This window comes from Psychrobacter urativorans, assembly GCF_904846675.1.
Lineage (GTDB): Bacteria > Pseudomonadota > Gammaproteobacteria > Pseudomonadales > Moraxellaceae > Psychrobacter > Psychrobacter urativorans_B.
The window spans coordinates 72,483-92,623 of sequence record NZ_CAJHBT010000007.1; the positions used below are offsets into that span (position 1 = coordinate 72,483).

13 protein-coding genes and 1 pseudogene are annotated in these 20,141 nt (G+C 42.9%); 4 read left to right on the top strand and 10 right to left on the bottom strand.

The annotated features are described in order from the left end of the window. Positions 1–231 precede the first annotated feature (231 nt). From purE to JMY06_RS05280, 3 genes are all read right to left on the bottom strand, one after another. Complete coding sequence (purE, locus tag JMY06_RS05270) at positions 232–777, bottom strand: 5-(carboxyamino)imidazole ribonucleotide mutase (RefSeq protein WP_201526511.1); 546 nt, start codon at positions 775–777, stop codon at positions 232–234. Positions 778–899: 122 nt separating this feature from the next. Continuing rightward, on the bottom strand, positions 900–1,856 hold the full coding sequence (locus JMY06_RS05275) for a metallophosphoesterase (protein ID WP_201616842.1): 957 nt from the start codon (positions 1,854–1,856) through the stop codon (positions 900–902). A 61-nt stretch (positions 1,857–1,917) separates the two neighbouring features. Next, complete coding sequence (locus tag JMY06_RS05280; protein ID WP_201526507.1) at positions 1,918–2,526, bottom strand: rhomboid family intramembrane serine protease; 609 nt, start codon at positions 2,524–2,526, stop codon at positions 1,918–1,920. A gap of 419 nt (positions 2,527–2,945) precedes the next feature. On the opposite strand from JMY06_RS05280, the gene JMY06_RS05285 reads away from it, so the two are divergent. Continuing rightward, positions 2,946–4,586 carry a hypothetical protein gene (locus tag JMY06_RS05285; protein ID WP_201616844.1) on the top strand — a complete coding sequence of 547 codons (1,641 nt, stop codon included), beginning with the start codon at positions 2,946–2,948 and terminating at the stop codon, positions 4,584–4,586. A gap of 812 nt (positions 4,587–5,398) precedes the next feature. After that, positions 5,399–7,144, top strand: a complete 1,746-nt coding sequence (locus JMY06_RS05290; protein ID WP_201616845.1) for an OmpA family protein — start codon at positions 5,399–5,401, stop codon at positions 7,142–7,144. 136 nt (positions 7,145–7,280) lie between these two features. Here JMY06_RS05290 and nagZ read toward each other — a convergent pair whose 3' ends face one another. Continuing rightward, the gene (gene nagZ / locus JMY06_RS05295; RefSeq protein WP_201526495.1) at positions 7,281–8,387 is read right to left on the bottom strand and encodes a beta-N-acetylhexosaminidase; all 1,107 of its coding nucleotides are present in this window, start codon (positions 8,385–8,387) and stop codon (positions 7,281–7,283) included. A 569-nt stretch (positions 8,388–8,956) separates the two neighbouring features. Between nagZ and JMY06_RS05300 the strand changes: the two genes are divergently transcribed. Further along, complete coding sequence (locus JMY06_RS05300) at positions 8,957–11,167, top strand: carboxy terminal-processing peptidase (RefSeq protein ID WP_201616847.1); 2,211 nt, start codon at positions 8,957–8,959, stop codon at positions 11,165–11,167. Positions 11,168–11,741: 574 nt separating this feature from the next. Here JMY06_RS05300 and JMY06_RS05305 read toward each other — a convergent pair. Further along, complete coding sequence (locus JMY06_RS05305) at positions 11,742–12,227, bottom strand: FKBP-type peptidyl-prolyl cis-trans isomerase (RefSeq protein ID WP_201526491.1); 486 nt, start codon at positions 12,225–12,227, stop codon at positions 11,742–11,744. Positions 12,228–12,552: 325 nt separating this feature from the next. Here JMY06_RS05305 and JMY06_RS05310 point away from each other — a divergent pair, with 325 nt between their 5' ends. Next, positions 12,553–14,553 carry a M61 family metallopeptidase gene (locus JMY06_RS05310; protein WP_201616849.1) on the top strand — a complete coding sequence of 667 codons (2,001 nt, stop codon included), beginning with the start codon at positions 12,553–12,555 and terminating at the stop codon, positions 14,551–14,553. A gap of 158 nt (positions 14,554–14,711) precedes the next feature. On the opposite strand, the gene JMY06_RS05315 is transcribed toward JMY06_RS05310, so the two are convergent. The 5 genes and pseudogenes from JMY06_RS05315 to JMY06_RS05335 form a co-directional block, all read right to left on the bottom strand. Continuing rightward, entirely contained in the window at positions 14,712–15,548 is an 837-nt protein-coding gene (locus tag JMY06_RS05315; RefSeq protein ID WP_201616851.1) for a DUF305 domain-containing protein, read from the bottom strand. A 207-nt stretch (positions 15,549–15,755) separates the two neighbouring features. Beyond that, the gene (locus JMY06_RS05320; RefSeq protein ID WP_201616853.1) at positions 15,756–16,382 is read right to left on the bottom strand and encodes a pseudouridine synthase; all 627 of its coding nucleotides are present in this window, start codon (positions 16,380–16,382) and stop codon (positions 15,756–15,758) included. Positions 16,383–16,653: 271 nt separating this feature from the next. After that, the gene (locus JMY06_RS05325) at positions 16,654–17,178 is read right to left on the bottom strand and encodes a potassium channel family protein (RefSeq protein WP_201616855.1); all 525 of its coding nucleotides are present in this window, start codon (positions 17,176–17,178) and stop codon (positions 16,654–16,656) included. 17 nt (positions 17,179–17,195) lie between these two features. Further along, positions 17,196–17,324: pseudogene (locus JMY06_RS05330) on the bottom strand (NADP-dependent isocitrate dehydrogenase); the annotation flags it as partial. A gap of 445 nt (positions 17,325–17,769) precedes the next feature. After that, entirely contained in the window at positions 17,770–19,986 is a 2,217-nt protein-coding gene (locus JMY06_RS05335) for an NADP-dependent isocitrate dehydrogenase (protein ID WP_201616862.1), read from the bottom strand. Between the last annotated feature and the right edge of the window lie 155 nt (positions 19,987–20,141).

A 20,141-nucleotide genomic window follows, 5' to 3' on the forward strand; every position in this document is an offset into this window, starting at 1 on the left:
TTTGAACAAATACAAATTGAGTCATTTGAACAAATACAATTTGGAAAGTTGCGATTTGTGCAATTGTAAGAGGCGTTAAAATAGGAAAAGGTGCATTGTATGCACCTCGTATTTAGTAAAACCTATCTGTTAAGAAATATCAAGTTAAGAAGGTTTAAATTAAAACTGTCTGCGCTGAAATAATAGTTATATTAATAAAAAATTGTCATTTGCACGGCTTGTATTTAATTATCAATAATTAACGATACCAGGCGTTGGGCTGGCTAGAATAGTTTTGGTTTGGTCTTCGCGCAGATTGTGAAGCTGAGTAGCAATTAAATTGTCGTGCAACGCTAATATTTGAATAGCGAGGAGGGCAGCGTTATAAGCACCTGCTGATCCAATAGCTAATGTGCCGACAGCGATGCCTTTAGGCATTTGTACGATAGATAGTAAACTATCCCAGCCGCTCAGCATTGAGGATTTTACCGGCACGCCTAATACTGGCAGTGGGGTTTGACTGGCGCACATTCCTGGCAAATGCGCCGCGCCGCCAGCCCCTGCGATGATGACTTGCAGGCCGCTGTCTTTTGCGCCTTTAGCATAGTCAAATAATCTATCGGGCGTTCGATGCGCAGACACCACTTCGCATTCAAAAGCGATATCGAAGTCGGCCAGTAATTGCGCTGCAACATGCATGGTTGCCCAATCAGACTGCGAGCCCATAATGATACCGACCTTTGGTTTACCGGTAGGAGAAGTGATAGGTTCAGGTTGTCCAGTAGGTGCGGAGCTCATGATTCAATATCCTTAAAAAGACCATCATACAAAAATTTTACCATCGCCGTAAAGCCAAGTTTCCTTCGTAGCTTATTATTGTGCTTACAAATGAGCTTGCTCAATGCTCCAATAGCTGGGGCTTAATCGTGGCGATATTGTACAAAGTTAGCGGCATTGAGGGGCAGAGGTTCAGAAGTATCTAGTTGATAGCAAGTCAAGTAGCCACTATCAACCGCGGCTGAATAATCAGTACATATTACTTGAATACTGAGCGGTTCAGGGTTTCCTGTGAGCCAATAATGACCAACAAACACGGGCTTATAGGTTTTTAAGGCAAAGTCGATATTTTCAGCCATAGCATCTTTTGGAATTTGCGCCATTCCTGAGCTGGGTGCACGAGCAATTTCGTGAATTGGTCTCGTATTTAAATCGTCCAGCCACCAGCGTACCCGAACTTGCGAGCGTTCAGCGCCATCTTTATCAACCATCACCATGCCTTCAGGTAAGGCAGTTTCCACCCCTTTTAGCACGCGCTCTAACGCTTCATGAGGTGGAGAGTTTTTCTGGGCAGTCATGATAAGCACTTCAGGCGTCAGACAGTTATCAGCCGTTAGTAAAGGCTGTAGCACTGCCATGCTATCCACATCCCAGCAAGCATGGACAAAACAACCATAGTCAGTCTCAAGCCATAATGGAATCTCATAAAAGCGCCGTAGCCAATATTGATGCGCTTCTGAGCCAAACGGAATTTCAGCCAAAAACGCCTTATGTTGGCGCACATGCACCTCATTATGCGAGCGTAAATAACGCGCAGGCTGGCTATTGTTATGATGTGGGTCAAGGGTGGCAAAGGCCAGCGCATTGTATTCATGATTGCCCATAACAGCCTCAGCAACTCCTGCATCGAGCATCGCAAAAACAATCTCAAGGGTCGCCAATTGCTGTAAGCCGCGATCAATTAAATCGCCAATGAATAACGCCCGATGTCCGTCTGGTGGCATAAAACACTTACCATTATGGACATAGCCTAATTGTTTCAGCAGGCCGGTTAACTTATCAGCATAACCGTGAATATCACCAATAATATCTATAATCATAAGTTGTCATCAAAAATTATAAGTTGTTATCAAATTTAGAAAGTGCTTAAAAAAGTACCTTCTAGAAGCTGGGTGATAATAGTGCATTAATAAAGTGTGGCAGGACTTGCGGTTGCAATACAATAGTTGCGATAATCCCGAACGCTCCGCCCCATAAATGTGCCATATGGTTAATATTCGAGCCACCACGCTTATTGGCATAGATACTATACGCCACATAAGCCACTGCAAATAATATTGCGGGAATAGGAACAATGGCAAACAAATAAAGGGTCTCCCACGGCGCTAATAAAATAAAGGCAAATAGCACTGCCGAGACACCGCCCGATGCACCGAGGCTTAAATAGCTAGCGCTGTTTTTATTCTTAATGTAGCTTGGAATCATTGCAATAATAATGGCCAACACGTAAAAGACCACAAAGCCATAACCGCCCAAGAACTGCCGATATAATCCTTCAATAGCACGACCAAAGAAGTATAAGGTAAACATATTAAACAGCAAGTGCATGCTATCGGCATGAATAAAGCCATGGGTCACAAAGCGATCCCATTGACCACCGGCGACAGCTGGCGGATAGAAAATTAACCGGTTGAACAGCGCCTTATTTTGCCACGCCAATAAGCTCACGATAACTGTGATAATAATAATAAGGGTCGTGTGGTTCAACAAAGAATAATCCTCAAGCCAAGTCTGATAGATAAAGGCATTAAAAACCTAATGATTACAGCTGAATAACAGCTCATAAATAATAGTTATTAACACAGTAGCTGTTAATTAAAATAACAGCTAAATTAAAATTTTAGATAAATAGTAGCGTAAACGCTGCGGGAGTGTTTATCTATTATCTTAGATACATTAAAGTCAAACCACAATCATGCATCAATAGAATTTACATACCCATACAAATTAAGTTCTATTAAGGCCGAATTTAATGCATTAAGTATATATACCTTAAGCATTTTTTGTGATTGACTTGTGCACTGCTTTATTTACTCATCAGCAAGGTTAATCATGGTGATTAGTTTTAATTTTTTAACCATTTTGCAAAATTTTTGCTTTTATAATTAACGCCGGTAAAGGCCGTATTTATGAACGTTATTGATCAACTCGAAAAAATAGTGACTCCTGCGGTATTAGGCACTAATAGTAGCGTGGCGCACGTTAGCTTACTTGAGCAATTTTATGCGATTTTGGTCACACGTTTGGCAGAACCGGAAGTGTACACTCAGCTACAACGTAATGATCCCACCAGTCACATGGAACCGGCAGTCACTAGCAGCCCATTGTTTGAGCAGCTTTGGGAACAGCCCAGTCAGCGTCATTTATTGATTCAAGAGCTGGCAACGACCCACCATATAGCTGAGACCGAAACGGGGCAGCTGTTGATAAACGCCGCCCCTTTAGCGTATCAAGAGCTTAGAAACTTGGCGAATGGTCAGTTTTTACCGGCATTTTTGCAAGTGCAACAGCCAATTATTCGTCAGTATTTACCAGTTTGGACGTCAGCTGTTATATCGCCTGTTGTGGCGGTAGTGGTAGAAGAACCCGCACTAGTATCTGATGCGCTTATTTATGATAACAGCAAAGTGCCTAATGTAACGGCCGCTGCTGGGCAAATACTCGGCGCTGATGGAGTGCCAGTGATTGTCGAAGGCAGGGATGGGCAAGTAACCGCAGATGATACTATCAATACTACTAATACCGATACCACGGGTGCTATCCATGCCAACCCTTCAGACTATCGCTCACCTGAGAGCCGAACCATTGAGGGTATAGGAGAGGTACGCCGCCGTAACCAGCGCAATGATTTATTGATACGTCTATCACTGTTAGCGTTGGCCTTGGGTGCGATTGTCCTATTTTGGGCGTTCGTTATCAAACCCAACGAAGTAGAACCGGTAGAGCCAATCGCTATCGCTCCTGTCGTAACCACACCAGAAATTGAAGCAGTCGCACCGGTACAAGTATTGAACCCAGCGCAATTGATTGTGGTCGTTGATAACGACGGTAACTTATATAGCTGTTCGGCAACCGTCGGTGATGCGAGTTTGGAGGCAGCACTCAGGCGAGCACTGAATTCGAGCTTTGGTGAGCAGGCCAATATCTGTGAGTTGACCGTGCAACAAGAGGTTGCTACTACGCTGGCGAATATAAATATAGAAACGCTACCCAATGTTTTGACCCTGATGAGAACCGCCCCATTCTCGCGCTTGCAACTGCAAAATGACAGTATGAGCATAGAGGGGCCGGATGAGATGTTATTACAGAATCTACTTATTGAAATGCATACTTTAGTACCAGCGATGAATATTACCTCCGCCATACCTGCTACCAACGCGCAGCCGCCCGCCAATACTTACGACGAAACTTATAATAATAATGGTAACTATAATAACGACGACTATAACAATGAGAATTACAATAATAATGGCGCTATGCCAAACAACGGCAGTGCCCCCATTACCAGTAATAATAATATGATTACCAATCAGCCCAATCCGCCACTTGCTAGCAATAACAGCAATTTTGAAACACCGCCGCCACCACAACCGCAAAGTAGTCTTAATAATGGCAATAACGGCAGTAGCAATAATATTAATAATAATCAATCACAAAATAATCAGCCTACCCAAAATCCAAGACAGATGTCGCAAGCTGAAGTGGACGCCATTGCTAATAACACCATCATTTCAGAGCCTGCCCAAGGTGGGCGTCCAATAACCCAGTAGCGGTATCGAGGCCAAGATCTATTTTGTACTACTTATAGAAAATAGCGAACGTTAATAATAAGATATCATGTAGTCCGATATCGTTTCATTAGCTTGGCTTCATTCAACCAGCTGGGTTTTATGAATGAAGCTTAGTTAAATTGGCATTGTTAAGTGTCACACCTGTCTATATTGAGTTTATGAGTGATCACTTGATTTGATTTTCTATATTTATTATCAAACAAACTGTATTTATTCAAAAGTAAGCAGCTCTTACAACAAAAGATATTGTACTTATAATGCCCACTCATAAATTTTATTCATCATGTTTAGCTATTATGTTATTCATTCGTAGTATAAAGCAGCTGTGGTTACGTGTTGCAACTGAAACATTACCTACCGTATCATTTACACAACAGCAGGTTTGTTGTGATGGACGACCAATTGCTTTTATAATGAGTAAGTTAGATAGCTTGATTAGCAGGCAATCAATTAGAGGTATAAGACCCTAGTATTTTTACCACTAGTTTTTATCTATACTTATCGAAACATAAGAACTAAAAATATTAATAATATAAATATATTAAACGCATCGTAATCTTCACGGAAGTTATTAGTATTTGAATCATAGTCTCATTAAGTAGTTTCGTTAGGCAGTTTTGTGATAGAAGTTACTAAGTGGCGTTTGTTATAAAACCTATTAATCTTACTAAATCGACCAGTTTTATAAAATAAGTAATACCTTCTTGTCCTTATTTATTACTTACTGCAAACTGTAATTAATAAGACATTAAGGATAAGAATCAAACAATTATAATCGGAGGAAGTATATTATGGATATTATCAGTCATTTAACCCGAACGGTCAGCCCAGCAGTACTTGGAGATGACAGCACCCCCGCTAAGAAAAATTTACTTGAACAGTTTTATGCTATTTTTGCCGCGCGTTTAGCGGACAAGGACACTCATAGCCGTTTTGCTAATGAAAATATTGCTCAGGACGACCAAGGTTTTTATGATCGGGTATGGACTGAGAGTAGCCAACGCGATAGCATCTCACGCGAACTTGCTGCCGAACATAATGTAGACGCCACTGCAGCGCGCGGTCTGGTGACGATGGCGGCTCCTTTAGCCTATCATGAGATTAAAAGCCTCGCGGGTACCACGCCTGTACCACAATTCTTAAATGATAATAAAGCTAATTATCAGCATCATATTCCTGCATGGGCAAGTACTGTTGTTCCTGCTGGGATGGTCGCTGCAGCTCCTGCGGGAGAGCGTATTTCTGACACCACAAGTATGGCACCGCTACATCATGAAGAAGTAGAAGAAAAAAGCGGCTTCATGAAAGCGTTGTTGCCGATCATTGGTCTGATTATTTTAGGGGCATTGGCTTGGGCTTTACTCAGAGGTTGCCAAGACAATCCTGAACCTGTCGCTACGCCAGCTGCCACACAAGAACAAGGTGTTGACAGTGACAATCAAACCGCTGTAGCGTCCGCTGTTGAGCCTGCATCGCTACGTATTGCTACTGGTGAAGAAGCCAATACGCTATATGCTTGCCGCATGAATGTCGGTGATGAAGCACTTCAAACTACAGTCATGAATGCTATGAATACCACCTTTGGTGATGAAGCCAGTAAGTGCCGCGCTGATGTCGACGATAACTTCGCGATGAACATGCCAGCAGCAGCCCAGCTTGCTTCTATCTTACCTATCATCAAGAACGTTCCCAACGCTAGCATGATCATTAAAGATGATGAAATCGTCGTTAATGCTCCTGATGACGCAGCGCTTCAGCAATTAGTAGCTGATATCCAAGCAGCGGCGCCAGGAATGAATGTTGTCGCAGAAGGTCCATTAGATATACAAAAAGAGATTGATGACAGTTTAGTGGCTACAGATACTGCTATGAATAATCTTGGTGACAATCCAGACCCACGCGATGTTGCTCGTGCGCTTAGTTTACAAGTTGTTAACTTCCAAGTAGATAAAGCAATTATTCCTGACGAGAACAAGCAGTTCCTTGATCGTGCTGTAAAACTGATGGAACAAGTTCCAGAGATGGAGCTGATGATTATCGGTCATACTGATAAAACTGCTAGTGCCGACTACAATATGAAGTTATCACAAGAACGTGCTCAGTCCATGAAAGACTATATGGTGTCACAAGGCGCCGATGCTAGTAAATTGATGACTAAAGGTATGGGTGAGACTGACCCTATCGCGGATAATTCAACTGAACAGGGCCGTTTCCGTAACCGTCGTATCGAGTTTACTGTTTATGACGAGTCTGCTATGAATAATGAAGGTGCTAATATCGCGACGCTTGGTGGTGGAAACTCATCTGATCCTGATTTGAACCCATTAGATAGCGATAATGATGACATAATGCCAGACAGCGATGATCGTACATCGACTGACATGGCTACGCCAGCGCCTAGAAGCTCGATTCCAGCTGCTAACAACAAGTTTGATCCAGACTTGAATCCTACAGACAGTAACAATGATGATTTGCTACCAGATTTGGACGATCCTAGTCGTGGTACTGAACTTGACCCAAAAGCGAATAATCTATAAAATGTTTATTTGATTAAAGCTTAAATAAATCGTATCTAATAAAAGACCGCATCTTTGATAAGGTGCGGTTTTTTTATGCGTATTGAAGTATATGAGTTATTGCAATATATCAGTTATTATCGTCTAGAAGACCCTACTATTTATACGCAGTAGGGTCTTCTTTATCAATATTAGAATCTTTCGGCTTAACACTGGTATCAGTTAGCAATGTCTCGGATAGAGGGTTAAAAAAATTTTGCATAACATTGTCTTTGGCTTGCTGCCAATGCTCGAACTGCTGGCATGTCGACTGCAGATTACCTTGCCACATTGGAATTTTTCCGCGCATAGTTTTGATGCGACTTTGATTGGGATAAGGTAAGTCTTGCGCTGCTTCGGCCGCTTCGTGAGCGGCAATTCTATCATTGCATACCAGCGCTATATCGCAGCCAGCTTTAATAGCGGCATTTACGCGTGCGCTAATGTCACCTGCCGCTTGTGCGCCTGCCATGGACAAGTCATCAGAGAATAATACGCCGTCGAACTTTAGCTGTTTTCTTAAAATATCTTGTAGCCAAATTTTGGAAAACCCCGCAGGTTTATTATCCACTTGTGAAAAAATAACGTGTGCCGGCATCAAAGCATCAAGCCATGGTAGCGTCTGTATAAAGGGCTGCATATCGCTGTTCATAATCTCATCTAAGCTGCGATCATCGATGGCTTCTGCCACATGCGAGTCTGGGGCAATAGCACCATGACCGGGAAAATGCTTACCGGTTGTGGCCATGCCGGCAGCTTTCATCCCTCGCATCAACTGAGAAGCTAGAGCGACAATAACTTGCGGGTCTTTATGAAAGCTGCGATCACCAATAACTTGGCTTAAACCATTAGTATCAAGGACTGGTGCAAAGCTCAGATCTATCCCAACTGCTAATACTTCAGTCGCCATCAGATAGCCACAATCATAGGCGCAAGTCAGCGCCCGATTGGGGTCATGAGAGAATAGCTCACCAAGCTTGCCCATTGCTGGTAGCTTAGTAAAACCCTTGCGCAGTCTTGCTACCCGTCCACCTTCTTGGTCGACACCGATGAGGATATCAGGGTTATGATAGCGAATTTCGTCGCATAGCTCGCGAACTTGAGCGGCATCTGCTACGTTGCGTGCAAAGAGTATTACTCCGCCAACTTGTGCTTGCTTGATTAAGCTGACATCTTCAGCTGTCAGTGCGGTACTACCAATATCAATCATTAAGACGCCATACATTGCATGTTCCTTATAGTGTTATACACTGCTATCGGGTGAGCTTGATTGGCAAACGAAGACCATAAATAAATTCAGTCTTACTTCGTGACCATAATCCTATTATGTCAGCTATTGGTCGTTGAGCATAACTTGGCAGTTGATTCAGCGAGTGGGTTTGCTCAATCACTAGTTAATAAGGGAGCGGCTCATTCATAACCAGCTATCCCGTAATGAATCATAATAAGTATGACAGAAAGTTTGGTATGTGTAGGCGTAGCGTGTAAGATTGTTTATACAGTTTGAGACAGTGCGGTATAAATAACCGTGCTAATATTAACGGCCTTTTAATAACCGACTATCGGCGGCATGTGTCGCTATTTACGGCAAGCTGAGATAAATGTCGTGGCTATTAACCATAGTTATTAAAGTTCCTACTTATCAACTATTATAATTATAGCGATAAAAATTAACTTTATAATCTTATTAAAGACAGACCGCAAGCAACTATAGTTAGATATTTATCTGTAACTTAAAACCATGAGTTAAGATCATAAATTAAGAGCACAACTGACAACAATTAGGTGTATACGATGAAAAAACAACCCGCGCAGTGGTTACTCAGTGTGGCGTCAGTGGGCGTCGCTGGACTTATTCTTACGCAAAGCTATGGTACTGCGGTGGCAAACCCCGATACTGATGGCTTCGTGCAGACCCCTGAACAACAACTGACTGCCCGGCAGGTTGCGGCATTATTAGACCGCAGCCATTATTTAAACCAGCCGCTTGATAGTAAGATGGGCAATGAAATCCTATCGATGTATATCGACAACCTTGATCCGAATCACACTTTATTTTTGCAATCTGATGTTGATGAGTTTAAAGAGAAATACGGTAGCGAGTTTGGTAATCGCCTAAAACGTGGCGATTTATCCGCAGGAGTGGATATCTTTGAGCGTTATCGCAAGCGCTCCCATGAGTATTTTGAGATGTCTACAAAAATGCTTAAATCTGAAATCGATTTGACCAGTAAAGAGACCATTATTCTTGACCGCGAAAAATTGGGTCATTTTAAGACCAAAAAATCCCAGCGTGACTATTGGGTACGGCAGTTAAAGTTCCAGTTGATAAGCATCACCTTAGGCCAAGAAGACGAAAAAGCCAAAGAAAAAGTATTCTTAGACAATCCGGATATCACTCGTGGTCAAGACTTGGTGCGTGATGATAAGCGTACGCCAAGTGAGATTTTGCTCGAGCGTTTGTCCCGTCAGCAAGGACAGATGCAGCGGTTTAAAGACGATGAGATTATGGAGACAGTATTAAATACGGCCATGCTCACTTATGATCCGCACAGTAACTATTATGCGCCTATTCAAGCGGCTGAGCTGCAAAGTCAGTCAAGCTTACAGTTAGAAGGGATTGGCGTTTCTATCCGTCCTGATCGCAAAGACCCAAACTATACGCGTATTGTGACCTTAGTCGATGGTGGTCCGGCGTCAAAAGGGGGACAAATCAAACCTAATGACTTAATTGTTGGTATTGCCAAAGACGGCAAGACGATGGTTGACGTAGTGGGTTGGTCAACACGTGAAATTGTTGGCCTGATTCGCGGTAAGCGCGGTACCTCAGTTACCCTAAAGGTACGTCAGCCTAATACCCCAGACGCCAGTGCCCGTACGGTGACTGTAGTGCGTGATGTTATCGAGCAAGAAGAATCTGGCGTCACCCAGCGAGTGGTTGAAATCCAGCGTCCTAATATCGATGCGAGCCCAAAACGCATAGGTGTGCTTGAGATTCCAAGCTTTTATCTGAACTATCGTGCGCGCCGTAATGGCGAAGAGTATCGCAGTGTCAGCATTGATACTGAGCGCGCTCTAAAAGAATTAAACAAACAAAATATCGATGGTCTAGTGGTTGATTTGCGTAATAACCCTGGCGGATCATTAGATGAAGTGGCCAAAATGCTTGGTTTATTTATTAAGAGTGGCCCCCTAGTACAAATCCGTGATAATCGCGGCAATGTTCAAGTTTACCGCGATGACGATGGTGGTCAGCAATTGTATAAAGGCAAGGTGGTCGTCTTGACCAATCTAGCTTCTGCGTCTGCTAGTGAGATTTTTGCTGCCGCCATACAGGATTATGGTCGTGGACTGGTCGTCGGTAACACCACTACTGGTAAAGGTTCGGCACAAATCCAGCTGGACAACTTAGCACTGGGTTCAGCAACATTGACCCAACGCAAATTTTACCGTATCACCGGCGGTAGTACGCAAAATAAAGGTGTTGTTCCTGATGTCAAGTTGGTCAATATCTATGATGATGCCACCTTTGGTGAGCGCGCTCAGAAAAAAGCGCTACCTTGGGACACTATTAAGACCGCGCCTTATAAGCCCGAAGGTAAATTTACTGCTAATACGCTAGCGACACTGAACCAGCAGTCCAAGATCCGCCAGCAGAAAAACCCACAATTTGTCTACTTATCAGCGCTTAATATGATTCGCGATATGGAAGATGGAAAAACCCCAATCAACCTTGATATCAACAGTCGTCGTGCCAAAATGAAGCTGGTTGAAAAGCGTTCATTAGAAGCCGAAAATCAACGTCTAAAAGCTACTGGTGAGACCCTTTATTCCAATTGGAATACGTATCAGGCGGCAATGGATGCCAAGTTCGAAGAACGTAGCAAAATGAAAGCACGTGAGCGCCCGCAACTGCCAGAGGATGAAGCTTATATTAATGAGGCCGCTTATCTGATGCTGAGCGCTGAACCGAAAGTTAGTGTCAGTCCTCAAGATAAGTTATAGACGTTAAGTACTGATACCGTAGAGAATAAGCAGCCGAGAGTTTAACGTAAGCATATGCTTACATGCAATGACGCTATAGCCTCTTACTAAGCAAGGGTAAATCTGCGATTATGTACTCACTGCACGGTCTAACGATACTATTTATTGATACTAGGGATTGGTATTTAAAAATGGCTTATAGATTGTTTCAGGGATTGATTGCTCATCATGGATGATAAGGCTGGATGCCTGTTAATAATAACTCACTTCGGGATTAGGTAAGTTGTTATATTAACAAGGATAGTTAGTAATAAAAGCCGTGTAGTGCTGGTCACTACACGGCTTTGTTGTATCTGGACTTTATAACTTTTACTATAATTGAATCAAATAGTCGTATAATAATCGTATAAAGGTTTCATTATAAATTTAAGCCATCATGAATTTATGCCATAAAAAAAGGCCAGTAGACAATGAGTGCTACTGGCCTTTTTGGGTTTAGCCGTTCAGTCTTATCAACTTAGCCACTAAACTCTTGCTAACAATCAATAATACGATTGCGTAAAAGTTAGTGTTAAACGGCTTAGTAATCAATAAATTAGTGATCAACGCCGCCGGCACCATGGACGTGACCATGGTTTAGTTCGTCTTCAGTAGCTGCGCGTACTTCTTGGATTTCAACATCGAAAGTCAGACGCTTGCCTGCTAATGGATGGTTGGCATCAACAATTACTTCATCATCATTGACGTCAGTAACCGTTACTAACATTACTTGGCCGCCAGCTTCTGATTGAAATTGCATACCAGGCTGGATATCATCAACGCCTTGGAAGTTATCACGTGGTACGTGTTGTACCGCTTGCTCTTGGTATTCGCCGTAGCCATCAGCAGGCTCAACGACTGCATTGACTGTTTCGCCAGCAGATTTGCCTTCTAATTGCTGCTCAAGACCTGGAATGATGTTGCTATGGCCATGCAAATAAGCAAGTGGCTGACCTTCTGGAGATTGGTCAAGTACGTTGCCTTCGTCGTCTTTTAGAGTGTAGTTGAATTTGACGGCGGTATCTTTTGCGATAGTAGTCATAAATTATCCTAAATATATTTATATAAAAATTTAAATACGGTTGCAATAAACCTCAAAAAGCCAATTAGCCAGCCAAAAAGCCATGTCATTAGTCAATTATCATCAGTTTATTTGAGTAACTTTAACAGTTAGCATCTTTAATTGAGATGGCAGTTATAACTTTCAAGGTAAAAACCATAAAAATTGCCAATTAATATATTAATTATTAGAAAAATGGCCATTTTAAGACGATAGTACGGCAGTTATTGATTATTCATGGTTTGCCAGTTGCGTTTTTGCCCTAGGACTTCTACCATAATGATAAATACAATGATAAGAATTGACCATGACTAAATCCCAAACAAACGATGTAGCGACGACTACTGATATTAATTACCGGCTCGATTTTGTGCGCTTTAATGAGCATCTGGTGGATGTGACGCTTACCTTTACTGCTGGTATGGATGCGCCGCAGCTTTGGTTACCGGCATGGATTCCGGGCAGTTATTTGATGCGTGAATTTGCTCGTCATATCACGGCGGTGCATTATCGTTTAATAGAAGGAAACTTATTAGAAGACGATAATGCACCCACTGAATCCTATCGTGCCCAAAAGATTGATAAACATACGTGGCAGCTCCCAAAAGCTGAGGCAGGACAAACATTAAATGTCTCTTATGAGGTGTATTGTTATGACTTATCAGTACGTACCGCTTATGTCGATCAGCAGCGCCTGTACGGTAACTTTACCTCATTAGCATTGGCAGTTGAAGGGCAGGAACAGTCGCCTGTACAGGTAAGCTTAATCGTACCAGCAGCATTTTTGGCAGATAAAGAGGCAAGCAATGCGATGCTGGCGTGTGGACTTGAAGCCAGTCATTTGCAAAGTATTAGTGAATATGGCGACAACCAACAGGGCTATGGTCTACAAGCGGACGATTATTATCAGCTGATTGATCATCCGTTTGAGATTGCTATCCAAGAGAAGTTTGATTTTATCATTCAAAATGATGCACATCAGACCCTGAGCCATCGCTTTTTTATTGCTGGCAAGCATAGCGCTAATATGGGACGCTTACAGCAAGATGTGACTCAGATTTGTCAGACTTATCTGAGCTGGTTGGGCGATGCGCCGTTTAATGACTACACTTTTATGACTTATGCCAGCGGTCAAGATTATGGTGGTTTGGAACATATCAACTCGACCAGCTTGATTACCCCGCGCCGAGATTTACCCCGTACTGATGAGCCTGAATTACCAAGTGCTGGTTATCAGCGTTTTTTAGGCTTGTGTAGCCATGAGTATTTTCATGCGTGGTGGGTCAAAACCGTGCGCCCCGATGTGATGCTCGAGGTTGATTTGCGTAAAGAAGCCTTCACCCCGCTGCTATGGGTGTTTGAAGGCTTTACCTCGTACATTGATGACTTTATGCTACAAGCTTCCGGTGTGATCGATAAACCAAGTTATCTAACCTTGTTAGCTGAGCAAATAAACCGTTATTACCAAACGCATGGCCGAGCCCATCAAAGTGTCGCTGAGTCAAGTTTTGATGCTTGGATTAAACTATACCGTAGTGATGAAAATACTGGTAACGCGGGGATTAGTTATTATAATAAAGGGGCACTGGTAGCGTTATGTTTGGACTTAACCTTATTGCAAAAAAGTGCCGGTCGCTATCGCTTGTTCGATGTGGTCAAGGCGTTTTATACTCAAGCCAAGCAAAATGATAATCAACGCATTGGTATCAGTAGTGCCGATATGGGCGCGGTAATTAGTCAGTTTATGCCAGAAGCAGACTGGGATGATTTTGAGAGTCGTTATGTCAATGGGGTAGAGGAGCTACCCATTGAAAAACTGCTCACCGTTAATGGCATTAAAATCCATGCTGATAACAAAGAAACCGCTGATAAAAATGTTCCTTGGGGTATGAGCTGTAGTGAGACACCAGCTGGGCTTAAAGTGAATCGGGTACAGCGTGGTAGCCCGTCTGCTAAAGCCGGCATATCAGCCAATGATGTGATTGTCGCCCTTGATGGTATTAAGGCGGACACTAAGCAATTGGCTACTTTAACCACTACCCAGCATGATATTGACTGTCATCTATTTCGCCGCGATGAGCTGATATGTGTCAGCGTAGCGCCTAATGCGGATACTAGTGTCAGCGCTAATACAGATATCGATACCAGTTCTACTGAGGCTAAAAAACAGGTCAGTAGGAATCAATCATACCCGCATAAAGTAAGCTTGCGCTTGGCCAAATTTGACAACCTATCAGAGAATACTCCAAATAATAAAACGACTGCGCCGGCATGGCAAACTTGGCTTGATGTTATGACGCGTTATTAAGATTAAAGGCGAGCAACGGTTATATTTTATTAATAAATAAGCGCTGAAAAAGCCCTTTGCTGAACGATTATGTTTGGCAAAGAGCTTTTTATTAAGATTAATCTAAGCTATAGCTTTCATTAACAGTTACGTTGAACTTTGGCTAAGGTAACTGCGGTTTAAGCAGCAGGTTTGTCTTCATTAACAGGCGCTACTGGTGTCTGTAAACCGTCTTGAGCGTCAGCAGTACCCGTCTCATTAATACTAGTCTCATCTGCCCCATTCATAGCAATCCAATCTTGCATCAACTCAATTTCAGGCTGCTGGGCATCAATAATCTCTTGTGCCAGCTTACGCATCTCTTCATCTTTACCATATTTGAGCTGTACCATCGCCATATCAACTGCGCCTACATGAAGCGGTAACATACCACGAGCAAATGCCATATCCGGTACAGGATCTGCGATGCCAACCATCATTTTACTATGCATTGTGTCCTTCCCCTTGGCAAAGGCTTGCTGCATGGCTAGGGTTTCAGGCTTTGGATTGGCGGAGTCAAGGTGGCTTGCAAGCCATTTTCTCATGGTATCGATCTCAAGTTGCTGAGAGTCGATAATCTCTTGCGCCAGCTTAAGCATGGCGGCATCGGTGCCATACTTCAGCTCAGTTTTTGCCATATCTATCGCCCCACGATGATGTCCCAGCATGCTTTTAGCAAATGCTGTATCCGGATCATTATAGTTCATGCCAATCATCATCTCATCGTGCATCTTAGTCATTGACTTGGTATAGTCCTTCAGCATATCGGACATCACCCCCTCATCAGCCATATCAGTGTCTGCGTGTGCCTCTATATCTGCACTAGTATCACCCTCAGGCGCTTCAATCGGCGTCAGTATGACATCTTCTGTTGGTGTTGCCTCAGTATTATCCTCAGGAGTAGGTTGACAAGCGCTAAGCGCAAGGGTAGCGGCTACACTGGCGGTAAGAAGGGCAAAACGATAAGAAGCAGTCATGATATATCCTTAACTTAAAAGAGCTAAATGATAAGCTAGCAAAACTCATCATGCGCATATAACCCATTACACGCGCATAATAAGGTGTTGAATTTTAACAAAGAAACCTTACTCGTTTGAGACACAGTGTTTGAAGCTTCGTAACTGAGTTTAGTGTACTAATGAAACTTACTAAGTACCAAATAAATAAGGGCCAAGTGAAACAGTTTAAATGGTAATCCCCAACTGCTGACAGCGTTCCGCATTGAGATGAATGCGCACAAGCTCTCCAACGGTAAGTGTCCCTAACTCAAACCCTGCCACTGACCAACGAATAAGGCGCAAACACGGTAGACCGACATGCGCAGTCATGCGCCGAACTTGACGGTTCTTACCTTCATAAATAGTCAGCATCAGCCATGAGGTCGGTACATTTTTGCGTTCGCGGATAGGCGGATCACGTTGCCAGAGTACGATGGGCAAATCGGCTTCATTAACCATTAAGGCTGACGCTGGTAAGGTTTTGCCGTCTTTTAATATGACACCGCGAGCCAGTTCTGTTAATTGTACCGACGTTACTAAGCCTTCCACTTGCACTAAATAAGTCTTGCCTTGTTTGCTTGAGGCTTTATGAAAGTCATTGCTCTTTGGTGGTTGAGTAATGGCCTTATTCACTCGTCCATCACTAGTTAAAATCAATAACCCTTCTGAGGTGGCATCCAATCTACCGGCGACTCGTAGCGACTTATCGGTAAAATAAGGTGCAAGCGTGGTATGAGCATTATCATCATCCTCTCGAAACTGGCTTTGTACCCCATAAGGTTTGTTAAATAAGATAAGGCTAGAGCTCGACATAAAACAGAGTTTCCTAAATGAATAAAAAGTACGGTAGAGACCATCTTTGTCCAATAAAGCATTTTGGCTTTAAAATCTTTGTAGTATCGTTTTCAGCTAATAGCTTCATACGCACAGTACACGCTTTACCTAAGGTTATAGATTAATCGACAGCAGGAGTTACAAATAGCTCTTAAGCGCTCAAATTTTATGTAGGCTGACGATTTCTAGGTGGACTTCGTCATCGGGAACTGTGGTTTCAGCCCTTGTTCCCTTTTCAATCTTCGCAGCCTCAATCTTTGCCGCCTCGATCTACACCACTGTTATTCGCCGTCCATTTGACAACTGACATGCTGGTTGAAGCCAGCAGACCCAGCACCAGATAGCCGATCAGCGAATGTACGCTCGCCAACACGCGCCCGATACCTTGTGGCCTGAAATCGCCATAACCCGTGGACGTAAAAGTGATTACTGAATAGTAGCAGCAATTCCAGAAATCATACGTGATCGGATTACCGTCGAGCGTGGTGTCCACGATACCAATTTTCTGGTAAACCGCTGCGAACGTCAGCAAAAATAAAAATGCGTTGAGCACCGTCATCGCCAGCTCTTTCCACAGATTGCCGTCGTCGCCATAAATACGTTGCAAAGTACTAAACAGGGACCAAAGAAAAACCCCGCTAAACAGAAAAGTCATGCCAATGGTGAAACCAGCGCGCCAAGTGTTGTCGGGCAAAAAGCTAATGAGCGCATACCACAAGGCTCCAACGCAGACAAAGATAAAAAGCAGTCCCCTAGCCGTCGTGATTTTTTCCATAATTATACGGCCTCTTGCGCTATGGATATATCAGTGGCTTTAATAGCAGTGCCTGTCGTATAGGTAAAAGCGTTGACAATAGGCAAGAACGATAGAGTCGCAAGCGCTGGGGCTTGGTCAGTTTTTGTATATATAATTTTTGACATGAGAGGAGTGTATTCTTCTTGGTTACAATGAATAATAAGACGTGTCTGATAACTTATATTATAACTCGACTTACAAAGGGATACTGCTGCAAATAGGCGCTGATGATAGCTGCTAGTAAATCAAAGCTATGTTTCACACCAGATGAAAGTGAAAGATAATACAAGTGCTTAGCCAAATTTTTAGCTTAAGGTTTATGAACAGCTAGGGGATAATTTTAGCATTAGCCCTCAGATAACAACAAGGACAGGACTCTTGTTTATACAACATCATTGTGACAGAGCATTACTATCTGTTCATTAGGGTTGGCAGTTTTTGAAATAAAAAACACCCCAATAGTCTTAGACCGTTGAGGTGTTTTTTGTTTAAGCTTAAAAAGCTTTAAGGTGCAAAGTCGCTTAAGCCCAATGTTCTAAACTTAGCTGCTTAAGCACAGATACAACGATTCTACAATGAATCTATAGCGTCATTGAGTAACTTGCTTGGACGCATCACTTTCTTGGCTAATGCTTCATCGAAAAAGTAGTAGCCATTGATATCTACCGGTTTGCCTTGAACGTCATTCAGCTCTTTAACAATCGCGTCTTCATTGCTGGCTAGTTTTTGGGCAAGTGGCGCAAATTTCGCTTTTAGCTCGCTATTGTCATTTTGTTCAGCCAGCTCTTGAGCCCAGTACATTGCTAGATAGAAGTGACTACCACGGTTATCTAACTCACCAGTTTTACGTGATGGCGATTTGTTATTCAATAACAGTTTTTCGGTCGCCGTATCAAGTGTATCCGCCAATATTTGTGCTTTGGCATTGTCGTCGTGCTCTGCTAAATGTTCCAAAGATACCGCCAATGCTAAAAACTCACCTAATGAGTCCCAACGTAAGTGATTTTCCTCTATAAGCTGCTGAACGTGCTTAGGAGCTGAACCACCCGCACCCGTCTCAAATAAGCCACCACCATTCATGAGTGGGACGATTGAGAGCATTTTTGCACTGGTACCTAGCTCTAAAATTGGGAATAAATCAGTTAGGTAATCACGCAGTACGTTACCGGTGACAGAGATGGTGTCTTTGCCTTCTTTTAAGCGCTCTAAGGTAAAACGAGTGGCGTCTCTAACTGACATGATACGAATATCTAAACCACTGGTATCATGATCTTTTAGATAATGCTCGACTTTTTTGATCAGTTCTGCGTGGTGTGGACGATCTTTATCTAACCAGAAAATAGTGGGAATATTGCTCGCACGGGCACGAGTCACGGCTAATTTAACCCAGTCCTGAATCGGTGCGTCTTTTGCCTGATTCATACGCCAGATATCTTCTGCTTTTACCGCATGCTCGGTCAACACATTGTCGTCGCTATCAAGAACTTGAACTTTACCAGCAGCTGGTATTAGAAATGTTTTATCATGCGAGCCATATTCTTCAGCTTGTTGAGCCATCAGGCCAACGTTAGGTACTGACCCCATTGTAGTTGGATCAAACGCACCGTGTTCTTTAGAGAACTTTATGGTTTCATCATAGATGCTAGCGTAGCTACTGTCAGGGATAACGGCTTTGGTATCGTGTAGCTCATTATCAGCGCCCCACATTTTACCTGAACTGCGAATCATCGCCGGCATTGATGCATCGACAATCACATCACTGGGCACATGCAAGTTAGTAATGCCTTTGTCTGAATTAACCATGGCAAGATCTGGGTTACTCTCGTAGATGCTCTGAATGTCAGCTTCTATCTCTTTGCGCTTTTCTTCAGGTAGCTCATCTAACTTCGCGAGTAGGTTACTAAAGCCGTTATTGACATTGACGTCCAGCTCTTTAAAAGTATCACCATGCTTAGCGAATAGCTCTTTAAAGAAAACCTTTACCGCTTCACCAAAAATAATGGGATCAGAAACCTTCATCATGGTGGCTTTTAGATGTAATGAAAATAAGACACCAGACTTTTTGGCGTCTTGTATTTGCTCATCAAAAAACTCAGTTAACGCATCATGACTCAATATAGCCGCATCGATTACTTCACCGGCTAGTAGCGGCGCTGGGGCTTTCAACTCGGTAACGCTGCCATCATCGGCGGTAAACTCGATACGGTAATCAGTCGCCTTATCGATCGTCACTGATTTTTCAGTATCCGCAAAGTCGCCATGGTCCATAGTAGCCACATGAGACTTAGAATCAGCACTCCACGCGCCCATTGAATGCGGATGACTTCTTGCAAAAGCCTTAACTGCTTTTGGAGCGCGTCTATCAGAGTTACCTTCACGCAAAACAGGGTTTATAGCACTGCCTTTGATTTTGTCATAGCGAACACGAGCGTCTTTTTCTTCATCCGTTTCTGGGTGATCAGGATAATCAGGTAAGTCATAACCCTTATCTTGCAACTCTTTAATCGCCGCTTTTAACTGCGGGATAGAAGCACTAATGTTAGGCAATTTAATAATATTTGCTCTAGGTTTTTTTACCAATTCACTTAACGCTACGAATGCGCTAGGGATACGTTGTTCTTCAGGTAAAAACTCTGAGAATAAGGCAATAATTCGCCCAGCTAGAGAGATATCAGCAGTTTCAATAGAGATTCCTGCGGTTTGCGTAAAAGCTTCAACAATAGGCAAGAATGATAGGGTCGCTAGCGCTGGGGCTTCGTCAGTCTTTGTATAAATAATTTTTGACATTGTAGTAGGGCATTCCTTTTGGTTGTCGTTAATGATAAGGCTTAAATATAATTTAATAGTTCTACATAGCCCTTATGCAATAATGGGCGATGCGGTAAGATCAAATACATTATAGGTAGTCTTTTAGAGGGTTTCGAGTCTGCTTGGAATTTTTT